The organism is Propionispora hippei DSM 15287 (genome assembly GCF_900141835.1).
Taxonomy (GTDB): Bacteria; Bacillota; Negativicutes; order Propionisporales; family Propionisporaceae; genus Propionispora; species Propionispora hippei.
In genome coordinates this window covers 74,963-97,882 of the sequence record NZ_FQZD01000013.1, presented here as the reverse complement: position 1 = coordinate 97,882, position 22,920 = coordinate 74,963, and the positions used below count along the sequence as shown (strand labels likewise).

At 45.4% G+C, this 22,920-nt stretch carries 22 protein-coding genes; 16 read left to right on the top strand and 6 right to left on the bottom strand.

Annotation, left to right across the window (positions count from 1 at the left end; genetic code table 11):
- Positions 1 to 21: 21 nt before the first annotated feature.
- Positions 22 to 1,308 carry a purple acid phosphatase family protein gene (locus F3H20_RS09490; protein ID WP_149734690.1) on the top strand — a complete coding sequence of 429 codons (1,287 nt, stop codon included), beginning with the start codon at positions 22 to 24 and terminating at the stop codon, positions 1,306 to 1,308.
- Between the two features lie 71 nt (positions 1,309 to 1,379).
- Here the strand turns inward: F3H20_RS09490 and F3H20_RS09485 are convergent, their stop codons facing one another.
- On the bottom strand, positions 1,380 to 2,021 hold the full coding sequence (locus F3H20_RS09485; RefSeq protein ID WP_149734689.1) for an NAD(P)-dependent oxidoreductase: 642 nt from the start codon (positions 2,019 to 2,021) through the stop codon (positions 1,380 to 1,382).
- Between the two features lie 137 nt (positions 2,022 to 2,158).
- Between F3H20_RS09485 and F3H20_RS09480 the strand changes: the two genes are divergently transcribed.
- The 6 genes from F3H20_RS09480 (at position 2,159) to F3H20_RS19885 (ending at position 7,471) form a co-directional block, all read left to right on the top strand.
- A complete protein-coding gene (locus tag F3H20_RS09480; RefSeq protein ID WP_149734688.1) occupies positions 2,159 to 2,512 on the top strand; it encodes a winged helix-turn-helix transcriptional regulator in 354 nt (117 codons plus the stop codon).
- Between the two features lie 305 nt (positions 2,513 to 2,817).
- Complete coding sequence (locus F3H20_RS09475) at positions 2,818 to 4,587, top strand: oleate hydratase (protein ID WP_149734687.1); 1,770 nt, start codon at positions 2,818 to 2,820, stop codon at positions 4,585 to 4,587.
- Between the two features lie 236 nt (positions 4,588 to 4,823).
- A complete protein-coding gene (locus F3H20_RS09470; protein ID WP_149734686.1) occupies positions 4,824 to 5,363 on the top strand; it encodes a MarR family winged helix-turn-helix transcriptional regulator in 540 nt (179 codons plus the stop codon).
- Positions 5,364 to 5,415: 52 nt separating this feature from the next.
- Positions 5,416 to 6,066 (top strand): class I SAM-dependent methyltransferase, encoded by a 651-nt coding sequence (locus tag F3H20_RS09465; protein WP_149734685.1) that lies wholly within the window; start codon positions 5,416 to 5,418, stop codon positions 6,064 to 6,066.
- A 146-nt stretch (positions 6,067 to 6,212) separates the two neighbouring features.
- Positions 6,213 to 7,172, top strand: coding sequence for a peptidoglycan recognition protein family protein (locus F3H20_RS09460; protein WP_223191705.1), 960 nt, complete (start codon positions 6,213 to 6,215; stop codon positions 7,170 to 7,172).
- A gap of 125 nt (positions 7,173 to 7,297) precedes the next feature.
- Positions 7,298 to 7,471: a hypothetical protein gene (locus F3H20_RS19885; protein WP_188128263.1), complete on the top strand. Its 174-nt coding sequence runs from the start codon at positions 7,298 to 7,300 to the stop codon at positions 7,469 to 7,471.
- A gap of 217 nt (positions 7,472 to 7,688) precedes the next feature.
- On the opposite strand, the gene F3H20_RS09455 is transcribed toward F3H20_RS19885, so the two are convergent.
- Positions 7,689 to 8,654: an EamA family transporter gene (locus F3H20_RS09455; protein WP_149734684.1), complete on the bottom strand. Its 966-nt coding sequence runs from the start codon at positions 8,652 to 8,654 to the stop codon at positions 7,689 to 7,691.
- Positions 8,655 to 8,670: 16 nt separating this feature from the next.
- Entirely contained in the window at positions 8,671 to 9,108 is a 438-nt protein-coding gene (locus F3H20_RS09450) for an Lrp/AsnC family transcriptional regulator (protein WP_223191704.1), read from the bottom strand.
- A 270-nt stretch (positions 9,109 to 9,378) separates the two neighbouring features.
- On the opposite strand from F3H20_RS09450, the gene F3H20_RS09445 reads away from it, so the two are divergent.
- Complete coding sequence (locus F3H20_RS09445; RefSeq protein ID WP_149734682.1) at positions 9,379 to 9,867, top strand: hypothetical protein; 489 nt, start codon at positions 9,379 to 9,381, stop codon at positions 9,865 to 9,867.
- A gap of 45 nt (positions 9,868 to 9,912) precedes the next feature.
- Here the strand turns inward: F3H20_RS09445 and F3H20_RS09440 are convergent, their stop codons facing one another.
- Positions 9,913 to 11,271, bottom strand: coding sequence for a Na+/H+ antiporter NhaC family protein (locus tag F3H20_RS09440; protein ID WP_149734681.1), 1,359 nt, complete (start codon positions 11,269 to 11,271; stop codon positions 9,913 to 9,915).
- Positions 11,272 to 11,585: 314 nt separating this feature from the next.
- Between F3H20_RS09440 and F3H20_RS09435 the strand changes: the two genes are divergently transcribed.
- Positions 11,586 to 12,032, top strand: coding sequence for a MarR family winged helix-turn-helix transcriptional regulator (locus F3H20_RS09435; protein WP_149734680.1), 447 nt, complete (start codon positions 11,586 to 11,588; stop codon positions 12,030 to 12,032).
- 172 nt (positions 12,033 to 12,204) lie between these two features.
- The gene (locus F3H20_RS09430) at positions 12,205 to 13,314 is read left to right on the top strand and encodes an Acg family FMN-binding oxidoreductase (protein WP_149734679.1); all 1,110 of its coding nucleotides are present in this window, start codon (positions 12,205 to 12,207) and stop codon (positions 13,312 to 13,314) included.
- A gap of 138 nt (positions 13,315 to 13,452) precedes the next feature.
- On the opposite strand, the gene F3H20_RS09425 is transcribed toward F3H20_RS09430, so the two are convergent.
- On the bottom strand, positions 13,453 to 13,890 hold the full coding sequence (locus tag F3H20_RS09425) for a PTS sugar transporter subunit IIA (protein WP_149734678.1): 438 nt from the start codon (positions 13,888 to 13,890) through the stop codon (positions 13,453 to 13,455).
- Positions 13,891 to 14,147: 257 nt separating this feature from the next.
- On the opposite strand from F3H20_RS09425, the gene F3H20_RS09420 reads away from it, so the two are divergent.
- From F3H20_RS09420 to F3H20_RS09410, 3 genes are all read left to right on the top strand, one after another.
- Complete coding sequence (locus F3H20_RS09420; RefSeq protein WP_262501612.1) at positions 14,148 to 14,882, top strand: DeoR/GlpR family DNA-binding transcription regulator; 735 nt, start codon at positions 14,148 to 14,150, stop codon at positions 14,880 to 14,882.
- A gap of 338 nt (positions 14,883 to 15,220) precedes the next feature.
- A complete protein-coding gene (locus F3H20_RS09415; protein WP_149734676.1) occupies positions 15,221 to 16,678 on the top strand; it encodes a sigma-54 interaction domain-containing protein in 1,458 nt (485 codons plus the stop codon).
- A 43-nt stretch (positions 16,679 to 16,721) separates the two neighbouring features.
- Positions 16,722 to 17,444, top strand: coding sequence for an MIP/aquaporin family protein (locus F3H20_RS09410; RefSeq protein ID WP_149734675.1), 723 nt, complete (start codon positions 16,722 to 16,724; stop codon positions 17,442 to 17,444).
- 46 nt (positions 17,445 to 17,490) lie between these two features.
- On the opposite strand, the gene F3H20_RS09405 is transcribed toward F3H20_RS09410, so the two are convergent.
- Positions 17,491 to 18,651: an acyltransferase family protein gene (locus F3H20_RS09405; protein WP_149734674.1), complete on the bottom strand. Its 1,161-nt coding sequence runs from the start codon at positions 18,649 to 18,651 to the stop codon at positions 17,491 to 17,493.
- 402 nt (positions 18,652 to 19,053) lie between these two features.
- Between F3H20_RS09405 and F3H20_RS09400 the strand changes: the two genes are divergently transcribed.
- The 3 genes from F3H20_RS09400 to F3H20_RS09390 all read left to right on the top strand — a co-directional run bounded on the left by F3H20_RS09400 (position 19,054) and on the right by F3H20_RS09390 (position 22,654).
- Positions 19,054 to 19,926, top strand: coding sequence for a LysR family transcriptional regulator (locus tag F3H20_RS09400; protein WP_149734673.1), 873 nt, complete (start codon positions 19,054 to 19,056; stop codon positions 19,924 to 19,926).
- A gap of 434 nt (positions 19,927 to 20,360) precedes the next feature.
- On the top strand, positions 20,361 to 21,524 hold the full coding sequence (locus F3H20_RS09395; RefSeq protein WP_188128261.1) for an ABC transporter permease: 1,164 nt from the start codon (positions 20,361 to 20,363) through the stop codon (positions 21,522 to 21,524).
- A complete protein-coding gene (locus F3H20_RS09390) occupies positions 21,521 to 22,654 on the top strand; it encodes an ABC transporter permease (protein WP_149734671.1) in 1,134 nt (377 codons plus the stop codon). The genes F3H20_RS09395 and F3H20_RS09390 overlap by 4 nt, the downstream gene beginning before the upstream one ends.
- The last annotated feature ends 266 nt before the right edge of the window (positions 22,655 to 22,920 follow it).

The window sequence follows — 22,920 nt, the reverse complement described above, 5'->3', positions numbered from 1 at the left end:
GGGAGCTTAGGGAGGTTTATTGTGAGAATAATAAAGAGCCTGCGCAGAGGATTAACCATTTTTACTTTCGTGGCAGGGCTGCTGGCAGTCTCGGCAGTCAGTAGCGGATTTTCTGTTCAATTGGCAGTAGCGGCGGCCTTGCCAAGCCATATTACGCTTACCTGGGCCGGTGATCCGCGCACAACCCAGACGATTACCTGGAAAACCGATGCCTTGACACAGGGCGGGCAGGTGCAGTACTGGCCCGTCCTGCCGGGAAAAGCGGAAGAAAAGCAGACGCTGCCGGCCCAGGTAGAGCAGGTGGAGAGCAATTGGGGAACGCTTACCCTTCATACGGCTACACTTACCGGGCTGAACCCGGGCAGCAGCTATGCCTATCGAGTAGGCCGTGAAGGAGCCTGGAGTGAACCGCATCAGTTTGCTACGGCACCGGACAGGCCCCAGCGGTTGAAGTTTATGATCTTCGGCGACTCCCAAAGCATTAACTACAATACCTGGCGCACCACCCTGCAGCAGGCCTATCAGGCGAATCAGGACGCCGCCTTTTTTATCAATATGGGCGATCTGGTTGATGTGGGACAAGATTATGGCCAGTGGGATGCCTGGTTCAACGCGAGCCAGGGAGTGTTAGAGAATATACCCTGCATGCCGCTGGTGGGCAATCACGAAACCTATGGACCGGGGGGAAAGCTTGCCATGCCGGCTTTGTTTACCGCCCAGTTCAAGCTGCCGTTGAATGGACCGGCGGGACTGAAGGGACAGGCGTATTCCTTTGACTACGGTGATATCCATTTTGTGATGCTGGATACCCAGATTGGCGAGGAAGGCCGTTTTGTGCCGGACATGCTGGAGCAGCAGAAGCGATGGCTGGAACAGGATCTGGCGGCTGCACGGCAAAAATGGAAATTGGTTTTTTTACATCGGGCGCCTTATAACAACAAGGCTGCAGGCAATGGAGTCATAAAGACCGCCTTTGCCCCGATTATCGAGCAATACCATGCCGATCTGGCGTTTACCGCCCATGATCATGTGTATGCTCATACGCCGCCGCTGTTTGGCGGTACACCGGCGGACAGTCCGGCCCAGGGAACCATTTACGTTGCCACCGGCCGCAGCGGCAGCAAAACCTATGCTGATTCCATTGCCCGCGAGTGGAACGATTTTTTCTATAACCCGCAGGACGAGCCGAACTATTTGACCGTGGAAGAAGAGAACAACTCCCTGACAGTTAAAGCGTTTAAGCAAAGCGGCAGCCTGATTGATGCGTGGCGTATCACTAAAGGCCAACGGACCGAAGTATCTAACTGAGTACAGGACAATCCCCCAGCCATAGATCAGCTATGGCTGGGGGATTCGTTGTTGCAGACCTGCTGCGCCCTTTAATAGCCGGCGGTAAAGCGCTGACGGATAAATTGCGGTGCTTCTATTTCATCCAGGATGGCGACAGCCAGATCACCCACCGAAATACGGCTTTCCCCTTTTTCGTCAGTGACCGGATTGTCTTTACCAAGCCGGAAGTGTCCGGTCTTGTCGCCGGCGGTCAAATTGGGAGCCGGGCTGATAAAGGTCCAGTTCAGTTCCCTTTCCTGACGCAGTTCCTCCAGCAGCTCCAACGGACCCCGGACTGCTGTTTTAAAGTCCTCCGGGATATGTACGTCATAGACCTTTTCGCCGGAGGGGAGGATCAAACTTGCCGCGCCGCCTACAATCAGAATGCGTTTTACCCTGGAGTTTTTGGCCGCTGCCAGAATGGAGGCGTAGCCTTTCTTATAATCCTCATAGAGATTAGGGTTTTTCCAGCCTGAGTTAAACGCGCTGATGACGACATCCTGCTGCTTGAATAAAGCGGTCAGTGCGCCGGTATCGTTGATATCCAGCGCGAGAGGGAACAGTTTTTCGTCCTGGCAGGTCAATTTGCTGGTGTCCCGGCTGATGGCCGTCACCTGATGGCCTCGGCTAAGCGCTTCACCGACCAGTTGAGAGCCGACAAAACCTGTGGCTCCGATTAACGCAATTTTCACAATAACCAACTCCTCATATTTACAATATATGTCTAATTGGTTATAATACTAGCATGGTGATAAGAAGTGAACAAGTACTAAAGTTTTTATTACATACTTAATAAAAACTTACTTGAAATTACTGAGCGGAGGTTATTATGAAAAGACGTGAACTCTCGTCGATACCCTGTCCCATTGAATATACCATCGAGTTACTAAGTGGAAAATGGAAGATGCATGTCATCTGGCAAGTAGCCAAACAGGAGGTAATCCGGTTTAATGAGCTGAGGCGTCAGCTAAACGGCATTTCCAATGTCATGCTGGCTCAGACCTTGCAGGAACTGGAGGAAGCCGGTGTCATTAACAGGCATCAGTACAACGAGATCCCGCCAAGGGTTGAATATTCGTTGACCGAGCTGGGAAAAGGGCTGCTGCCGGTGTTTGCCGTTTTGGAAACCTGGGGCAAACAATGCGGCTGGACTTATCCGGAGCGGTTTGTACAGGCAGAATAGGTACCGGGAAAATAACCCCTGCTGGATTTTAAGAAATCCGGCAGGGGTTATTTGATTTTATTGATGAGAAGGAATGAATTTCTTATCCTCGGGGGCGGAACGGATAAAAATAGTACGGTGCAGGGGTTCCTGTGACAGGGTTAAATATTTTCCTTCAAACTGCACATAATGAACAGTAGCAATAGCTAGCTTGCACAATGTAATGAATTTCCGATTATTTACAGTGTGGTTTACGATGGAGTTTTGTCTGGTCGCGCGAGAACTGATGACTCAATCTGAGTGAATGAAGAAGGGAAGGATGCAGCTTGTATTATAGCAGTGGAAATTATGAGGCCTTTGCCCGGCCTCAGAAACCGGTGGGTGTGGATGATAAGTCGGCCTATCTTGTCGGTTCCGGGTTGGCTTCTTTAGCGGCCGCCTGCTTTCTGATCCGGGACGGACAGCTGCAAGGGGATCGTATTCATATTCTGGAAGAGCTTCCGATTGCCGGCGGTGCCTGCGACGGAATTCATGACAGCCAGAAAGGGTTTATCATCCGCGGCGGTCGCGAGATGGAGAACCATTTTGAATGTCTGTGGGACCTGTTCCGGTCGATTCCTTCGCTGGAGACGGAAGGCATATCGGTGTTGGACGAATTTTATTGGCTGAACAAGCGGGACCCTAATTATTCGCTCATGCGAGTGACGGAAAAGCGCGGGCAGGATGCTCATACGGACGGGAAATTCGGCTTAAGTGAAAAGGCTGCGCTGGAAATTATGAAAGTCTTTATGACCAGCGACGAGAATTTGTATGATTTGAAAATATGCGACGTTTTTACGGACGAATTTTTTAGCTCCCATTTCTGGCTCTATTGGCGGACCATGTTTGCTTTTGAAGAGTGGCACAGTGCCTTGGAAATGAAGCTGTACCTTCAGCGTTTTATTCATCATATTGGCGGTCTTCCCGACTTCTCAGCCTTGAAGTTCACTAAATACAATCAGTATGAATCATTGATTCGCCCGTTGGTTTCCTATCTCGCCGCCCATGGGGTGCAGTTTCACTATAACAGCAGAGTCGTCAATGTAATTTTTGACATCTGCGGCACCAAAAAGACAGCCGGTAAAATTCTCTATCAGCGTGATGACCGGGAAGAAGTCATCGAATTGACGGAAAATGATCTGGTCTTTATTACTAACGGGAGCTGTACGGAAAACTCTACCTATGGCGATGATCACTATGCGCCCAGACTGAATACAGCTACCGGAGGCTGTTGGGAACTTTGGCGCCGTATTGCCCGGCAGGACCCGGCGTTTGGAAACCCAGATGTCTTTTGCACCGATATAAAAGCCACCAACTGGGAATCGGCCACTATTACCACTCTTGATGACCGGATTCCTCCTTATATTCAGAAAATAGCCAAGCGTGATCCTTTTAGCGGCAGGGTTGTTACCGGCGGGATTATTACCGTAAAGGACTCAAACTGGCTGATGAGCTATACCTTAAACCGTCAGCCCCACTTTAAGGAGCAGCCTAAAGAACAACTGGTTATCTGGCTTTACGGCTTATTTACCGATGTTCCCGGCAATTACATCAAAAAACCGATGAGAGAATGTACCGGCAGGGAGATTGTAGAGGAATGGCTGTACCACCTGGGAGTACCGGAACAGCAGATTGCCGATTTGGCTGCCCGTTCGGCCCATTGTATTCCCTGTATGATGCCGTATATTACCGCCTTCTTCATGCCCCGGAAGGCGGGCGACAGGCCGAAGGTAGTACCGGAGGGCAGTGTGAATTTTGCCTTTATCGGACAGTTTGCCGATACGGTGCGCGATACTGTATTTACCACCGAGTATTCTGTGCGGACGGCCATGGAGGCAGTGTATACGCTGCTGGATGTGGACAGGGGGGTACCGGAGGTTTTTGCTTCCTGCTACGATGTCCGGGTCTTGTTGGACGCGATGTCTAAGATGATGGACGGCAGAAAACTGACTGACATAAAGCTGCCTTTCTTATTGCACGTAATGGAGAAAAAAATGTTGCGGAAAATCTCGGGTACGGTGCTGGAAGAACTGCTTAGAAAATACCGTTTGATCTAAACGGTGCTTCAAACCTGCCGGCATCTCGAGAAATTTTTCTTCAGGTAAGCAAGCAAAAACACAGGAATAATAAAATGGCACAAATAATGCCGTCACCGCTGTCCTGAGCTCAGGTGACGGCATTCTTGACGGGAAAAGTAGGGGTATTTGGCAGTAAATAACAGATTGACATTTTATTAAGGTACCTGTATTATATATATAAGGTACCTTAATAAAATCTAAAAAGGATGAGTACAATGGAGAAAACAAGTTACAATTTGACGGAAAAGTTTATCCTGCTTAGCCGCTTGTTTATGCAGAAACACCATCAAATGGGAGCCAGTCAGCACCATGATCCGTTTCGCGGTCAGGGCAGAATTTTGGCGTTGCTTAAGCTGCAGCCGGAAATGAGTCAAAAGAAACTTTCCTATTTACTTGGTATAAGACCGCAATCGATGGGAGAGCTGCTGGCTAAGCTGGAGTCGAATGGTTATATTCGCCGGACGCCTTCCACTGAAGACCGGCGGGCCATGGAAATTCAGTTAACCGCCGAAGGAGCGGCAGCCGCTGCGGCAAGCGAGGAGCGGCGGGCCAGAGAGCTTGCTGCCGACGATATGTTTCAGTGCTTAAACCAGGAGGAACAGGAAGTGCTGGCCGGTTATCTGGAGCGGGTCATTGGTGCGCTGCAAAAAACAGTTGCCTGTGAGCCAGAGGAGTTTCCTGAGCATTGGCAGCACCCGCATGACTTTGATGATCGCCGTAGAAGATTCGGCGAATGGCCACGAGAACGGTTTTAACAGGCTGATTTATTTTTTCTCCAGCTATTACTTTATGAAGGAGTGAAAAATTATGAAATACGATCCAGAGGCAATGAAGAACTATAGCTCAGCTCATGAAGGCTTTGTGGAACACTATCAGGCGGCTCCTCCCTGGGACATTGGCAGACCCCAGACGCCTTTTTTAACGGTGAGCGACCAAATCGAAAGCCCCGTGCTTGATGTTGGCTGCGGTACTGGCAGTACGTCAATCTTCTTTGCCGCTAAGGGACTTGATGTTACCGGGATTGATTTTGTGGAAAAAGCGATTCAACTGGCTCAGGCAAAGGCCGTCGGCAAGGATTTATCCGTACGTTTTTTGGTGAAAGACGCAATGACGCTGGTCAATTGGGACGAACGTTTTTCCAGCGTGATTGACAGTGGTCTGTTTCATGTATATACGGGAGCGGAACAGAAGCAGGAGCAAAAACTGTATGTGCAGGGATTGGCCCATGTGTTAAAGCCGGGCGGAAGACTTTTCTTACTGAGTTTTACCGAAGAGGCTCCGGAAGGGGGCGTTTCCAGGCAGGAGTTGTCCGATATTTTTGCGGATGGCTGGGAGGTTGAGTCGATCCAGCAAGTCGTTGGTGAAATCAATCCGGCGTTTTTGGCCGAACATTCCGAAGCCTTTCCGGCAGGAGGACCCAAAATGTGGTTTGCCGTGATTCGCCGTTTACCCTGTTAGCAGGACTAATAACCGCTGATTATACTGTATCAGCGGTTATTTTTTTGTTGCATTACTATTTTTTACCTGTTTAGCGCTGACAGGGATATGGAAAATCAGAGCGAAATAGAATGGAATAAAGTAACATAGAATTGGTGGTTTATTAGATGAATCGGAGAAAATTTCTGCAAAGTACTTTTGGCGCATGTACAGCCTTTTGGTTCGGACAAAATTTGTTGGATATATATAAGGTTTTGGCTAAAGAGCAGCCGGCTAAGCTGTTAAGTGTCCAGGCTGGGCTGGAGAACCCGGACGGCAGCAATCAAAATTATTTCCGGTTCGAGCTGTTGATCTCGAGTATTCCTGAAATTATTCCGCAGCAGTCTTCCGTTGGTTTCCTGTTTTTGATAAAAAACTGCCAGCCCGGTGATTTCGCCGGGGCAATGAAATACGACAATCCATATATTAAGCAGGTAGAAGTGAAAGCAGTCAATGCGCAGGATTGCTCTGTCCGGCTGATTGCCAGGAACCAGGCGGTTTTGCCAGAGCTGCGGTATGCCCTGATTCCGTCGGTGCTTCGCGCCGGCAGGAGCCGTCTGAGGATTGACGCGGGAAGCTTCAGTGGTCCGACGGCTATTAAAGAAAGAGATTTAGACATTCAGGAGACTAATCTGGCCTTTGGTCCTCTGGCGACCAGGGAAGTCACAGATTTGATTGTGATCCACCATGTTGGCATGGGCGCCGCCGCCGAGTCGGCGGCAGAAATCCACCGCTTTCACTTGCGCAACGGCTGGTCGGGAATTGGTTACCACTACGTTGTCCACCAGGATGGTACGATAGAACGGGGGCGTCCCAGAGATACCGTAGGGGCCCATACATATGGCTTTAATCAAGCCTCTATTGGCATTGTGCTGGACGGCAATTTTGAAGAAATTGCGCCTACCGACATTCAGCTTGACAAAGCCGCCAGGCTGGTGGCGGCTTTGAGCCACACCTATCAGCTTTCCCCGGATAATCGCAGCGTACGGGGCCACCGGGACTTGAACGCAACCTTATGCCCCGGTAAAAACTTATATTGCGAATTGTCCCAAGTGCGCGACAAGGCATTGGTTTATATGAAACAATAGCAAAGAGCGGTTTCCCATTAGGGAAGTGCCGCTCTTTTGTTATTACAAATTTTTGTCAGGATTTTCATATGCCTTTGGATATAATATTGGACATAATAAATGTAGTATTAAGGAGGAGGTGCGATATGCCCAAGAGCCATATGGAAGAATGGACGGAAGTTAACCCCGAAGTTCTAAAGCTGACTGAGGAGCAACGGGAAACCTTGTACCAAGAATTGAAGCGTTCCGGACAAGTTGAACTCCCTACTAAATATACCGAAACGCACCTGACCGGCGGGGATGCACACAGAGTGAAATAGAAAATTGTTAGAGATAAAAAGAAAAAGAGGGATCGCAAGGGACTTTTCAAGAAAAGGTTTCTGCGGTCCTTCTTCTTTGTAGCGGTAGACCCCAATATAGATGTATAAGCCTACCGCTTGACATTTCTTTCGCTGAAGGGCAGATTGCTGTCATAGTTTCGATTGTGGTTATTTCAATGAACTAAAATAACATTACAATTCACAATATGGGAATGGACTATATTCCCTCACCGTCCAGGCCGGAAAACGGGCAGCCGGTGCTGCGGGAGGGCCGGTTTGCCGGTTTGGGTGTTTTGGTAATTAAGATGACGGCCAGTACGATTATGCCGGCGGCCAGGGCGATATGTGCCGTGAGTGGCTCGTCGGCAAAAACATAGCCCAGAAATACAGCCACTAATGGATTGACGTAGGCATAGGTAGAAACGAGGGAAGGCTCGGCCTTTTTCAGTACCCAGATATAGGCGCTAAAGCCGATCAGTGAACCGATGAAAATTAAATAGGCTAAAGCCAGCAGAGACGGAAGGGAAAGACTGGCCCACTGCAATTTTGCCGGTTCACCGGCCAACAGGCCAACCAGCAGGCATAAGCCGCCGCCGGCAATATTCTGAAGCGCTATAGACATAAAGGAAGAAGCCGGCAACTGGGCCTTGCGGGAATAGACGGAACCTGCCGCCCAGAACAGCGCGGCCAAAGTCAAAACAAGATAGCCCGTAAGTGGAGCAGTGTGATAGCCGGGACTATTCCACGAGTTGCTTATTAGCAGGATTTGTCCCAGAAAGCCCAGTCCCAAGCCGGCAAGAATATGCAGAGTCGGCTTGGACTCTCCGTACCTCAACCAGGCGAATAAGGTCATCCATAAGGGCACGGTGGCCACGATGAGCGCGGCAATGCCGGAGGGAACCGTTTGCTCAGCCCAGGCGACCAAGGCATTGCCGCCTAACAGCATCATGCCGCCACTGATAGCAGCGTTGCGCCAGTGGTATTTTGTTGGCGTTTTGGTGCCTTTGAGCATTTCCCATAAATATAGCAACAGTCCGGCTGTGATGAAGCGGATGCCTGCCAACAGAAAGGGAGGCATGGTTTCCACAGCAATACGCATGGCCAGATAGGTTCCGCCCCAGGCAAAGTAAACTGCCAGTAAAGCCAATAAAATGGGATAGGAAAGTGATCTAAAAACATTCATGGTTGTATTCTCCTAACTAACATTTATAAGACAGCTGACCGGTCTCCTTTAAGGTAGTAAGAACAATAATTGTCTTGGTGGATATGGACTCGCCCCGTACCTTTTCTTTTAATAATTTACTTAGGGCTTCGGTATTTTTCGTCCGGATTTTAAGCAAATAGCAATCGTCGCCGGCAATATTATGTATTTCCTGCGCGCCGGGGATAGCCGCCAGGTCAGCTTCAATATCTTTGTCGCCGGTTACTTTGACCAAAACAAAAGCAAGCATGTCGGCTCCCAGTACATGAGGATTGAGCCGCGCCTCATAGCCGAGGATGACGCCCTCTTCTTCCAGCTTGCGTATGCGGGACAGCGTTGCCGAAGGAGCCAGTTTAATTTCTCGGGCAATGTCCGCATTCGACATTCTGGCATTGGATTGTAATAAGGAAAGAATTTTTTTGTCTATCGTATCCAAGAATATCACCGCCTTGGATTAATTATAATTCTGACATTAAAAGATAGTAAAGAATAAGTTTCTGTATATTTACATAAAATGAGAATAATATTCTTTATTATACTGTAAATAAAGAATATTATTCTAAAAAGCATAAAAGAGATAAAAATTAATTTTAATCTAATCCGGGTTACCTGAAAATTGGTACAGATGAAAGAATATTTAAGAATTCTTTAGAAACTACGATAAATAAATTAGAATGTAAAAATCAGGGAGAAGTGTGAGAGCGATATGGACATACAGGGTATTTCGGCATTAACCCAAAATCAGGCTAGTTATGGGAACCAAAGCCAGTCGTCGGCGACAGACAGCAGTTCTTCCGGCGGCTGGAAGTATCTTACCGTTAAAGAGGGCGGCCGGGTATACACTTATTTGGTAATCGGGAAAAATATGAAAATTTTAATTGGTGAGAGTTCGGAAGAAAAAACAGATAAGAAAGACAAGCAAGCAGCGGATGGCACCAAGGAAGCCAATCAGGAGACCGGCCAGGTTGGAACAACGGCAAGTGATGGTTCTACCGGTGGCGTGGGAAAGGCGACAAACGGACAAAAGGAGAAACAAGTGGATTTCCTTATGAATACCGAGATGCTGGCCTTGACAGGGTATTATCAGGAACAGATGCGGCGAACGATCAAGCAATTTGCGGACGCTGTTGGCAATTCTTCAGACAAGGTTGAAGTGGTTGAGAACGGACAGCCTCACTCGTCCGATCATCGCTAATCCGGGTTAACGCAAAAGAGAGACCTAAACCAATTGCAGTATGGTTTAGGTCTCTTTGTTATTTCCGGCATTTGGGGCGATACTGTCAGTTGCTTTAGCGGCCGAAGGCTTGGATATAAATAAATTAGTCAGGGGAACGAGATACAGGTAGAACGCATAGAGTATGAAGCCGGCATCCGCCGATAATGCTGCCGCAGGAAAAGCTCCGGCAATATTCCACGGAATTAAAACAGAGATTAAAATAACTGTATTCTCCAGGTCAACCGCCAGTCGATATCTGCTCAAGCGCCTGACTTCATAACTTTTACCGGAAAATTGATGGGTAAGCATAACAGCCAGGGTTTGATTGCAACTGAAAGCGGCCGCTGCCAGGCTGGACAGAATAAGCGTCGGGTATACCTGTACTTTTTTGCTAAGTTTCTCAAAAAGCTCTTCCAGGTCATTCAAGAGGCCGGTACCTTTAAAAATGCCTGAGTAAGCGGAAGAAATCAGCACAATGAGTGAAACTTTTACCATGGAGACCAGGCCGCCGCCTTGGATGATATCGGCAAAGAAGCCGTTTTTCTCCATACTGTAACCTAAGATTATATATTTCAGCATGGGGAAAAGAGAAATACCCTGAACAAAGTAGCCAATTAAAATACCGGCTATAATGCTGATGGTCATGGACCGTTTCACATCAACCCGCCAAAAGGCCAGGAGAAGGATAATGATGGCGGGAAACAGTACCACCATGTCCAAATTAAAAGCTGTGACTATCTCCTGGGCCATTGTATTATCGTAAACAGTGAGGGGATTAAAACGGGATAAATACAGATAGCCAATGACGGATAGCGCAAAGGGCAGCCATGAGGTTTTCAGCATGTTTTTTACGTTTATGTATAGGTCGGTATTGGTTAATACGGCTATCAGGTTGGCGCTTGAGGACATGGGAGAACAACGATCACCAAAATAAGCGCCGGCAATGATAGCTCCTGCCGTCATGTTGACGTCCACCTGGCCGCTTTTGGCTAAAACCATAAGCACAATACCGATCGTGCCCACAGTACCGAAGGAGGTTCCCAGCAGGAAGGAAACCAGGCAGCACAACAGAAAAGCAGATAATAGAAAGTACTTTGCACTGATAAAAGCGATTCCATAATAGACGATGAACGAAATAGTTCCGCAAGCTCTCCAGACGGCAGTCAGGACACCAATCAGTACAAAGATTTTGATTACAAGTAGGGACTGCTTCGAGCCGTTCAGCATCATGGCCAGCAAATGGGAAAGGGGATAGCCCCGGCGGCGGGATAGTAGCAGGAAGCAGATGAGGCCCAGGAGAAGCGGATAAAGTATAGCGATTCCCTGGTAAACGCTAAAGAGCAGGGAAGCAAAGAAGAGGGTAAATACGATGGCTAGGTTCACAATAATCAGCTCTTTCTGTTATGAACAATGTATGACTCCACATGATGAGCATCATTTATATATTCCCGCTACACCGTTTGGTCTTCCTGCCGGTGGAAAATTTAGTTCAACAATATTGCTGTTTTGGGTGGTGGATATGTTATTTTTGAAAATATGCCGAACGAATGGGAATGAGAAACCAGTTCGCCGGTGTAGTACGAAATTGTAGTAAAAAAGTTATTTTAATTTTTTATGTGTGAAGAATGCAAGCTTGACAAAAAGTAAGGGTAGGATTATATTAGTTGTGTAAAACTAACTAGTTGAGAGGTATCTTTATGCAGCAAGAGGAAGTCATTGTTAAGGGAATCAACATCATATCGGAATCAATGCGGGAGAGCATGCGCCGCTATAAGGAAGATACGCCGGACTCGAAAGAGCTGTTCAATTTGTCAATAACCCAATTGCATTATCTGCATGTAATCAGCGAACGGGCTAATGTCACAATCACGGAACTGGCCGATCTGTTTGGTGTACAAAAATCTACCGTTACCGTAACGGTTAATAAGCTTTTACAGTGCGGTTATATTGAAAAAATCATATCCAAGGACGATTTGCGTGTTGTGTATGTCAGCCTGACCCAAAAGGGCAAGGAAGTAATTAAACTGGAAGACAAGGGCTATCGCCAGTTTGCCGCTTCTATTTTAGCTATGCTGGATGAGGAAGAGCAAAGCACCTTTACGTTTCTTTTAAATAAAGTGATAAATCAGATGACCCGCGACTAAGCGGGTTTATATAAAAAAAATAGTTAGTTTCTTAAAACTAATCATATAAAAGTGAAGTAAACTTATGCTACGGTCCGGCTAACAAGCCGTGATGAACGGGGCCTTAAAAGGTTAATCAAAGCGGGGAAAAGGAAGCTATATGATATGCATTCCCCGGTTAGGAGGCAGACTCATGAACAGAAGGCAGTTTATTGCTTACAGCGGCAGTGCTCTTGCACTAGCAGGAGGTTTTTCCCTATATAATTCACTGGAACAGCTACAGCCAATTGAACGGGAGAAACCTGTTAATTATCCAGCGGGTCTGGAACCGGAGCTGGCTGATTTGTTATATTACGCCGCATTGGCGCCCAGCGGGCATAATACACAACCCTGGACAGTAAGGGTAATTAGCAGTTATCACTGGATAATCGGTACTGCTGCTTCCCGCTGGCTGCCTGTTGTTGATCCGGAAAACCGGGAAACGATGATCTCCATCGGAGCCTTCCTGGAAAACCTGGTAACGGCGGCAGGCAGCAAAGGCTATGAAGCTGACATCCAAATTATCGCCCAAAGTACAAAGGACCCGGAAATTGCTGGTGTAACCTTACATAAGACCGGCTATCTTGGCGAGTCTCGTCTTTCACAGATTGAATCACGCAGGACGTTGCGAAGTCATTTTCTAACAAAAGCGCTAAGTAGTGAGGATATTGAGTTAATGACCGGAGCGTATCAAGGTAAGGCACTTTATTATCCAAGAAACACAAGGGAAGGCAAGGTCCTGGCGGAAGGTACTGTCCTGGCGAATGAATGGCAGGCCTATCGTGACCCCGCTCAACAGGAATTGGCAGAATGGATTCGCTGGTCCAGCCAGGAAAGCCGGCGCTATAGAAATGGACTGACTCCGGAGACTATGGAAATTGAAGGGATGTCACGCTGGTATGTGAAAAATTTTTATACGCGCCAATCGGTACTGGAAAAGGAATTCCGCGACGCAACCATCAGAAAAATAAAAGAACAAGTGGCTGGCGGCAGCGGGTGGTTGGTCCTTACCAGTAAAGACACCACCATTCCTGAGTTAATTCAAACCGGACGGGAACTGCAACGAATCTGGCTCACCATGAGGGAAAGGAACATAGCACTTCATCCCATGACCCAGGCGTTAGAGGAGACAGTTACCGCCATGGAGCTGCCGGCGACGTTAGGCATTCACGGCGCGGTGCAAGTATTGCTGCGTGTCGGGTATGTTGATCAATATCCCCGTCCGGTCAGCCTGCGCATGCCGGTGCAGGAGATCATTCTGTAGCGAAGGGTTCCGGATACGTGGTTGTCATGGTGCGGCCATATTTTAAAATTAATATAGCAAGCACAAGCAATAAAAAATTGGAGCATGGTGGCGCTCCATTTTTTTATGCTCCTTTAAACAATTTTTACTCCTGTATCGCTAACTGCAATCTAATTCCCCGTGTACCTGTTCTAAAAATTCGGCAGGATTGCATAGGAGGATTCCCCGATCCTCCGATTGTTCATAAATCGAACGGCATAGCTCGATATCGGAATAGTCCTTTAAGCCGTATAATTTGAAAACCATGGGCAGATTCATACCGCAAATAATTATAGCCTGTTTCTGTATGCCCAGTTCGTGCAATAGTAGAATCGTTTCGTTGAAAGCTGTATTGCCAAATATATCGCAGAGAATAATGAACGACTTATCTTTATTGTTCATGCGTTCTATAAAATATTGCTTCAACTCAACCCTGGCGGCTCCGGTATTGCCATACTGAAAACATATCGAGTGGATGTCCGGTTTTGAAAAGAAGTTATGCATAGATTCTATGAGTGATGCAGCTAAGGTCCCATTAGAAACTAACAGCATATTCATTTTCCTTACTCCCCAGATGAATGATGCGCACCATTCATAATGATGTTAAAAGAAATTTCCTTTACACTCTCATTTTATAAAAGAGCAAAATCAAGATCAATTCCCTAAGCGTGGATTTAGTTTGTAAAAGATAGGTATTTCCTGCTTTTTGATATTTGTATATAATAAAGTAGTCAAGTTATCAGGCAAAACAACATTTATCAGAATATTCAAATTGGATGGTGCCCGTCATGCAGACGAAAAACAGGCGGAGAAATGTGTTAGAAGAACTTCAAAAGAATAAATCCGTAAGTATTTCTAAATTAGCCGCGCAATTGGATGTTTCTTCGGTCACCATAAGACGGGATTTGAATCGGCTGGCAGAGCAAGGCATCGTAACCTTGCTGCACGGAGGTGCGGTTCTCAATGAGGGAACAGCCGCCATAAGCTCTGTCATGGTACGGGAAAAAAGATTGCTAACAGAGAAAAGTCACATTGCGGCTTTTTGTTCCGAACTTATCAAAGAAGGAAACTCGGTTTATATCGACTGCGGCTCAACTCCCAAGAGCATCGCTGAAGCGGTGCTGGATAAAAAGAATATCGTGGTATTGTCCCATTCACTGGCAGTCATGAATGTGCTGGCTAATGCGAAGGACATTCAATTGATTTCTGTACCTGGCGTATATATCGCCGCTAAAAAAGGATTTTACGGCCAACTGGCCTTGGAATTTATCAGTAATTTTCAATTGGATATTGCCTTTTTGGGCGTAGGTGGATTAAATATGGAAAGTGGATTAACCGGACCTGATATCGATGATGCTCAAATTAAAAAAGTATTAATAAAAAAGGCTAAGAAGAAAGTAATTGCTGTAGACCACACTAAGATCGGCAAAGAATATTTTGTCAAGGCCTGTGATATTAGTGATGTAGATATGCTGGTTACGGATAAGCAGGCTGATTTACATATGATTGAAAAAATACGCCGGATGGGCGTGGAGGTATTTTTAGTTTAAAAGGTGCAATAGATTGGATACTAATATGTTGTTTGTTCACATACCACTATACAATTGATCCTACCCTAGTCTTACTCATGGGTAGGATCAATTGTTATAATTGGTTTAATGAGACGGATTATTTACTATAACCGGCAATATCGCCTGATATTTCGACTCCTTTAAAAGGAGCAAGGAAATCAGAAAATTACATAAAAATACATGGTAAGGAAGGATTACGGCAATTTGGCTTTGAAATTAGATTAAAAGATGTACTACGGTGTATGTAGCTAAGTTACGGGACCAGGATAAACTGCGAAGGTTATTCACTTTATTGCAGTACCGGAGGGATTGACACCATGACGGGGGATTTTGTTGCAAGAAATGTTTTATCTGAAAAAGAGAGTTTGATTTTGGAGGCTTTACCTTACGGAATCGGTATTATAGATGAAAACGGGTATATTGTGTATGTAAATTCGTGTCAGTTAGAGACGATGAACCTTAGCCATATGATCGGACAGCATATTGACAAGTTTTTACCACGGGGTGTCAATTTCGCGGCAATCCTTTCTACCAGGCTGTCATTTAGTTATAGCAATAATCCCAGGACGAATGGCTGTACGGTAATTGACATTATACCTTTGCACCCGGAAAAGGGAGTGGGCGGCGCTGTTCTGCTGGTGAGAGATGAGCAGGATATAAGCACGGTAAAAGAACAGTTGCAGTGGGCCATGGATAAGGTCAAGTATTTGGAACAACGGTTAAGCGAGAAAAAAGAGTCTGGCTGGTACTCGGAGCGGATGCGGAGTGAATCGATTGAACAGAAGAAGATTCGGTCCATAAAGCATGGCAAAGCTTTTGAAAGGTTTATTGGGATGAGTCCCAAAGTGCTGGACTCATTGGAAGTAGCCGCTAAGGCGGCTAATGTTCAATCGACAGTACTTATCTGTGGCAAAAGCGGCACCGGCAAGGAGCTGGTCGCCGAAGGTATTCATCAGGCCAGTTCCCGGGCGCAGGGAGCCTTTGTGCGGATAAACTGTGCCGCTATTCCGGAAACCTTAATAGAAAGTGAAATGTTTGGACATGAAAAAGGAGCCTTTACCGGCGCTGTAAAACGGAAGCTTGGCAAGTTTGAGCAGGCACATAACGGAACGATTTTTTTGGATGAAATCGGCGAGATGGAATTAAGTATGCAAACAAAGCTGTTAAGGGTGCTGCAAAACGGTTGCTTTGAACGGGTAGGCGGCGAGGAAACAATTCGAGTTGACGCAAGGATTATTGCCGCTACCAACCGGGACCTGGGACAAATCGTCAAAGAGGGACTGTTTAGGGAAGATTTGTATTACCGGTTGAATGTCATTCCCATACACTTGCCGTCGCTTAACGAAAGAAAAGAGGATATCCCCCTTTTAGTGGATCATTTTCTGAAAAAATTTAATCGGGAATTTGGCAAGCAGGTTATTGGTATTAAAAAAGCTGCCATGGATGTTCTTATCTGCTACGATTGGCCGGGAAATGTTCGGGAGCTGCAAAATATTATGGAAAGAATGGTAGCGTTGACCGACAGTCTTTATCTTGAACTGGAGGACATACCGGAGTGCTGTTATTGCAAAGATATGTCCAGTTTGAATGTTGAGGCCGACGATCTTTATGGGGCAATCATGCAGGGAGAATTATTTTCCCTGGCCGATTACGAAAAACATATCATTAAAGCTGCTTTGGAGCGGTACGGAAGCTATACCGCTGTCGGAAAGGCCTTGGGAATTACCCGTAAAACAGTGGCAGCTAAGGTCCAAAAATATGGAGTTGATAAATGACAGGGGCTGCTGAGCGGGCTACTTGAAAGGGGAATTTTAAAATATGACGGAATATTTTGGTGAGTTTTTTGGTACGATGATCATGATTATATTGGGGAATGGTGTTATAGCTAATGTCGTTTTGCGCCGGACGAAAGCGGAAGGCAGCGGTTGGATGGTGATTACTGCCGGCTGGGCTTTTGCCGTAATGATCGGCATATTTTGTGCAATTGCCACCGGTTCTTCCCAGGCGGATATCAATCCGGCCGTAACGCTGGCAAAACTGCTGATGGGTATTTATCAGCCTGCTCAGGCTGTGGTAATTATGCTTTGTCAAATTGCCGGAGGGTTTGTCGGAGCCTGCTTGATTTGGCTTCATTTCTGGCCTCATTGGGCGGAAACGGAAGATAGTCTGATTTTGGTGGTATTTTCAACTGGGCCGGCCATTCGCCAAACGGGAGCCAACCTATTTTCCGAAATTATGGGCACCGTTATGTTGATTGTACCGGTGTTTGCCATGTTCTCAAGAAATCTGGGGAGCTTTCCGCCGGGAATAGGTGCTTATTTAGTCGGGATTTTAGTATGGTCGATTGGGCTGAGTCTAGGTGGTACGACTGGGTATGCTATTAATCCGGCCCGTGATTTAGGGCCGCGGCTGGCCCATGCTGTTTTGCCTATTGCAGGCAAAGGTGATTCAGACTGGAGCTACGCCTGGATTCCCGTAGTAGGTCCGTTCATTGGCGCATTGCTGTCCTACGGAATTGCCCGGGCTGTTGGCATTATTTAAATAGATAGGCGGCAACGTTGAGATGGGTTTAACGGCCTCCGCCTCTTTACTTGGGAAGTTGTGTGCTGGTGTTTGAGCTTTGTTTTCCGAAAGACAGCAGATAGGTAATTACATACTCGGCAATTAAGAAACATAGGAGCACGGTGACAAGCGATACGCCAAGGTATTTTACCCAGACATTGATTTGCATTTTTTGCACGGCGCAGCCGATGGGGATAAGTACACATTGGTGAATAAAAAAGATAATATAAGAATTAGCGGCAAGCCTGCGCCATAAGTAGGCATTGCTATCAAAAAAACGTTGGAATAGGGCAATTAAAGCCAAGGTGGCCGTTAGAGCAAGGGTAGCGTGGGTAAGGGCATGACCAACTTTGGCGACGATCGGGACATCAGGCATAAGCGTAAAGGTAACGCGGTACGCCAGAAAAACAAATAACATAATAAGGGCGGACAAGCCCCAGGGAAGTAAACGGGGGCTATAACCATCAGGGGTAAACCAGGAATACTTCCACGCATATACCCCTAGGCCGAAATAACATAAATGCAAGATAAAGCGGACTGGCTGAAGCATGAATAAAAATTTAACATTTACCCAGGCATCATTCCAAAAGAACAAATTAGCAATAAAAAAGGATGCTGCAGTAAACAAAGCAAAGGCCGGGAAAAACCATAACGAAGGAGTAGCTGGTTGATTTGACTTTTTAAAATAGGCAGGATTGATCTGATAGGCAATTGTTAGCAATAAAAAGAACAGGGCTAATACGCCGAGGAACCAGTATTGTGCCTGTTGGTAATAGGGCCCCCAGAAGCCGGTTGCCCAGAAGGAAAAATAGTTGGGCGGTGTGTCCATTCGGCTGTAAAAAGTACTATAGGCAACAAAGGGAGCCAAGAACAGCACTCCGCCAACCCAAGGAACAACAATACGTTTGAGTTTACCCTGCCAAAAGCCCGATATTCCTTTTTTCAACAAAACGATAGGGGCGAAATAGCCTGCGACCAGGAACATGATAGGCATAATATATACGTCTGTTCCTAATATGAAAAAATCAAAGAACGAGTGCTTTTGGACATCGTTTACAGTCCACCATTTAAGATCCCAGGTGGTATACCCCATAGCAACATGAAACACAACCATTAATAGAATAATAAAAGCTTTTAGGTTATCAAGAAAATACACACGTTGTTTATTTGCGACTGGCAGATTCATCAGTATCCTCCTCCATAATATATATACACCCCTTATAATAGCAATATTTGTGCCAACTTGAGCTGTATGCTTATTACGGCCCCTTTTTAGCGATAATCCGGGTTTTTCTTGGGTTGCTGCTGCGACTGATTACTAAACTGGCAATAAAAAAACGGGTAATAAATACCCGGTAGGGAGAATTTTTACCGTTATTGGACGGTCGTATTTAGAGACAGGATAATAAAAAAAGATGATTCCCCCAACCGATACCAGTAACTAACCAACGCAGTAAACAAAAGAGTTTTGTCATTGAATTATGGCAACAGGACTTTAATTTGCAGTAAATCAATTTATAGATAATATGGGAAAAATGATGATTAAGATAAAGAAATATATGAATGAGTAAAGGAGCGGTGGCATAATATGTTGGATTTAAAGAAGCTGCAATATTTTCTTACTGTTGCTGAAGAAGGACACATTACCAAAGCGGCAAAAAGATTAAATATAGCGCAGCCACCGTTAAGCCACCAGCTAAAAGTATTGGAGCAGGATTTGGGCGTGCAGCTCTTGCAGAAGGTGGGGCGAAATATTCAGTTAACCGAAGCCGGTCGTACACTGCGTACCCGTGGTGAACAAATTTTCGAATTAGTTAAAACAGTCGAAAAGGAGCTGCAGGATGTCTGTAATGGGGGAACAGGCACATTGTCTATTGGTTCGGCTACCTCATGGGGGGCAACGTTTTTATCTGAACAGATCGCTGAATATAATCTCCGGTATCCGAATATCCAGTTCCGTATCTGTGAAGATGTGGGTCATAATATAGTTTCTTTGTTAACCAATGGTGTTATTGAACTGGGAGTTATACTGCCACCATTCAATACGGAACTTTATGAAGCAATACCAATGCCTGCGGAGCCTTTGATGGCAGCTATGACCAATAAGTGGGATGATCAACCTTCCAGATCTGACGCGAGTCTTACCGAACTGGCTAAAAAACCGTTAATTGTCCATCGCAGGAGTGAAAGGCTCCTGGTGTATTATCAGGAAAATAAACTGGAACCACAGATCGTGTGCATTCATGATGACGTGCGCTCCATGTTGTTACTGGCCAATACCGGACTTGGTGTGGCCATTGTGCCAAAAACAATTACCCGCTCGAAGTTTGGAGATGGCCTCATCTACAAAGAAATTACCAAGCCGGGTTCCCGGCTGACGCCATATATTATATGGATGCGCAATCGTAATTTATCGGCAGCAGCCCGCAATTTCGTTAGAATGATTACGGAAAATAAATAATTGCTTTTCATATATAAGTCTTGGGCACAAACCAAAACGCCTGTTCAAATTTGAGCAGGCGTTTTGGTTTATAAAATTGATAATGTCTTATTACATGCACTTTGCTAATATCAGATACCAGGCAGTGGTTGTTTGGCATGGATGTTACCAAGGATCAGGAATAGGCATAACTATAAATGATATAAATAATATATGGATTTTCTATTTTATATGTATTATACATATAATTCTCCTTTTGCTATAATTTACAACATTAACTCAAGACAAGATATGAATAATCATCATGAGCATTTTAGGAGGAATCCAGTGCCTTTTGCATGTGGAAATTTCCTGTTTCATTTCGTATTTTATGATCGTTACGGCCATAGCAAGTATACTTTTGGAAGGCTGCGGACTGGGAATGCGGTTTCGTATCTTAGACAATGGAGTATAAAATGAAACTATATAAGGTTGTTATGAAGGAATTTCGTTATATTTTTTCCCAAAAAAGAATCGGGTTGCTGTTATTTGGAGTTCCTTTTAGCTTTTCAGTGTTGTTTGGCTTGATCTATAGCACGGAAATAGTGAAGTCAATCCCCACGGTGATTTATGATCAGGCTCAGTCGGGTGCAAGCCGTTCTTTGGTGCAGGATTTCGCCGATTCACAGCGTTTCCGGATTGTTGGGGTGGTCAACACCCAAGAGGAAATGGAGCAGTACATCATAAATGAAGAAGCAATTGTCGCGGTCGGCATTCCCTTCGATTTTTCAAAACAAATAAAGCTGGGCCATGGTGGGGAAGTAGTCTTGGAGATAAATGCTACAAATATTATGTATTCAAATACGGTTATGACCTTCGGCAGGGAGATTATTACCTCCTATAACGCTGGAGTAGGGCAAAAATTGGTTGAGGGGGTAAATCAGGTTCCTCAGCAAGCTTTGCATACAGTAGCGCCTGTAATTCTGAAACAGCGATTATTATACAATCCCACTAACTCATATACTGCCTTTTTACTGCCAGGCTTGGTGGCTAATGGTGTGCAAATAGGTATTATTTTATGTGTATGTACAGCGTTGCTACGGGAATTTGGGGCCACGGGGTTATGGCGAACAACCTCGCCCGCTGTAATTGTAACCGGAAAACTATTAGCTTATTGGCTATGTTCTATGGTAGCTATAATCATGTCTATTGCCGTGTGTATTAGTGCCTTTAAGATAGTGCTTCGGGGGAGTATGGGAAGCCTGCTGTTGATTTGCAGTGCCTTTACTTTTATGATAGTAAATCTGGGATTGCTGTTTTCGGCAATGGCTCGGGACGAAAGAATGCCGGTACATCCCGTAATGTTGCTCTATATAATGCCCGCTTTTTTGTATAGTGGATATAACTGGCCTCATATAGCAAAAAGCAGCTTTGTTTACGCATATTCCTTGCTCTTACCCATGACATATGCGGCAGATACGATCCGCGATATTTTACTTGCAGGATATTCCCCAGATTTATTACTGAATAGTGCTGTTTTATATATTGCCGGCAACGTTGTATGGACATTGACTATTGTTGTTTGCAAGCACCGTTGTAAGAGCCTGGTTGCTGCAACTTCACAGGAGGTGCGGCCGTGACCTGGTGGCGGATTGGGCTCCGGGAATTAATTCGTCTTATTAAAAATTATCCTAAATTAATTGTGACCATGTTTATCCTGCCTTTTTTATATCTTAATTTATATGGTATACTCTTTGAAAAACACTCTGTCGATAGCATTCCTCTGATTGTGTATGATGAGAGTCAGACACAAATGAGTCGTAAACTTGTTCAGGCGTTTGAAGACTCAGAGCGATTCACGGTTGTTGCTTATGTGGATTCCCAGGAACAAATAGAAGAGTATCTACAGAGAAAAGAGGCGGATACCGCACTGCTCATACCGGCGAATTTTGCACGGGATATCAATACAGGCATGTCAACTTCAGTGCTTATGGAAAGCAATGGGACTAACCTGCTTATCACCAATATGGTTACAACGGTATCTCAGGAAATTATAGATGATTTTTCTAAAGAAAGAGCAGTTTCTCTATTAAATACTGCCGGATTTTTACCGGGGCAGGCAGACGGCAAAGTATCGCCTGTAGAGTTGCAGATGCGGATGTTGTATAATCCGCTTTTAAGCTATCAAAGCTATTTTGTATTTGGCTTAATGATGATATCGTTACATACGACACTGCTTATTTGTTCCGCCGGCTCAATGCTAATGGAATACAAAATGGGTACATATAAAAACACCGGTTCGCTACATGTTTTAACCGGAAAATTATTACCCTTTTGGGTCGCCGGCCTTTGTGCCTACAGTGTTCTATTGTCGTTGGCGGTTGCTATCTTTGACCTGCCCTTTCGAGGTAATGCTCTGGAAGTATTAGTATTAGGCGCGGCTTTTGTTTTCGCAATCACTTCGTTAGGCAGTTTTTTGATCTCCTTTTTCCAATCAATGTTGAGCTTCTACCAGCTTGTCATATCCTGTACAGTGATCATCTTTACTATGTCCGGGTCTACCTGGCCGCTGACATCCATGCCTGTTGGCATTCAGTGCATGGCCTTGATATTTCCCTTCACTTTCCTGACCAATAACATTCGTAATTTAATGCTCGCCGGTCACACGGCACATCTGCTTCGTGATGTAATGGGGCTAGTTTCTTATGGAGTAGTAACATTTTCGCTGGCATTATATAGATTCCGCAAAATCCGGCTAAGAGGTACATAATACAGCCAATAAATACGAAAGCTGATAGAACAGGCGAAATCTTACCATGTAGAGCTTAAAGCGCCTGATAACGGTTTTTGTGGCACAACTGGGGTAAAAAAGACATTGACATACAAAACGACTGGTCATATAATTTTTATAATTGGAAAAAGTTGTGTGAATTATCCGGGACTTTTTTTGAATTTATATAATTAGTCACTTCAATTAAAAGAGACTAATTATATATTGACCGATACCCAGAGTAAGCATAGCCATGAGATCTGAAA

Bases quoted from the DNA above. Each gene is read 5' to 3' on its own strand.
- F3H20_RS09465 (WP_149734685.1), top strand. From the start codon at position 5,416: ATGAAATACGATCCAGAGGCAATGAAGAACTATAGCTCAGCTCATGAA.
- F3H20_RS09460 (WP_223191705.1), top strand. From the start codon at position 6,213: ATGAATCGGAGAAAATTTCTGCAAAGTACTTTTGGCGCATGTACAGCC.
- F3H20_RS09435 (WP_149734680.1), top strand. From the start codon at position 11,586: ATGCAGCAAGAGGAAGTCATTGTTAAGGGAATCAACATCATATCGGAA.
- F3H20_RS09445 (WP_149734682.1), top strand. From the start codon at position 9,379: ATGGACATACAGGGTATTTCGGCATTAACCCAAAATCAGGCTAGTTAT.
- F3H20_RS09425 (WP_149734678.1), bottom strand. From the start codon at position 13,890: ATGAATATGCTGTTAGTTTCTAATGGGACCTTAGCTGCATCACTCATA.
- F3H20_RS09395 (WP_188128261.1), top strand. From the start codon at position 20,361: ATGAAACTATATAAGGTTGTTATGAAGGAATTTCGTTATATTTTTTCC.
- F3H20_RS09480 (WP_149734688.1), top strand. From the start codon at position 2,159: ATGAAAAGACGTGAACTCTCGTCGATACCCTGTCCCATTGAATATACC.
- F3H20_RS09430 (WP_149734679.1), top strand. From the start codon at position 12,205: ATGAACAGAAGGCAGTTTATTGCTTACAGCGGCAGTGCTCTTGCACTA.
- F3H20_RS09400 (WP_149734673.1), top strand. From the start codon at position 19,054: ATGTTGGATTTAAAGAAGCTGCAATATTTTCTTACTGTTGCTGAAGAA.
- F3H20_RS09410 (WP_149734675.1), top strand. From the start codon at position 16,722: ATGACGGAATATTTTGGTGAGTTTTTTGGTACGATGATCATGATTATA.
- F3H20_RS09455 (WP_149734684.1), bottom strand. From the start codon at position 8,654: ATGAATGTTTTTAGATCACTTTCCTATCCCATTTTATTGGCTTTACTG.
- F3H20_RS09470 (WP_149734686.1), top strand. From the start codon at position 4,824: ATGGAGAAAACAAGTTACAATTTGACGGAAAAGTTTATCCTGCTTAGC.
- F3H20_RS09415 (WP_149734676.1), top strand. From the start codon at position 15,221: ATGACGGGGGATTTTGTTGCAAGAAATGTTTTATCTGAAAAAGAGAGT.
- F3H20_RS19885 (WP_188128263.1), top strand. From the start codon at position 7,298: ATGCCCAAGAGCCATATGGAAGAATGGACGGAAGTTAACCCCGAAGTT.
- F3H20_RS09405 (WP_149734674.1), bottom strand. From the start codon at position 18,651: ATGAATCTGCCAGTCGCAAATAAACAACGTGTGTATTTTCTTGATAAC.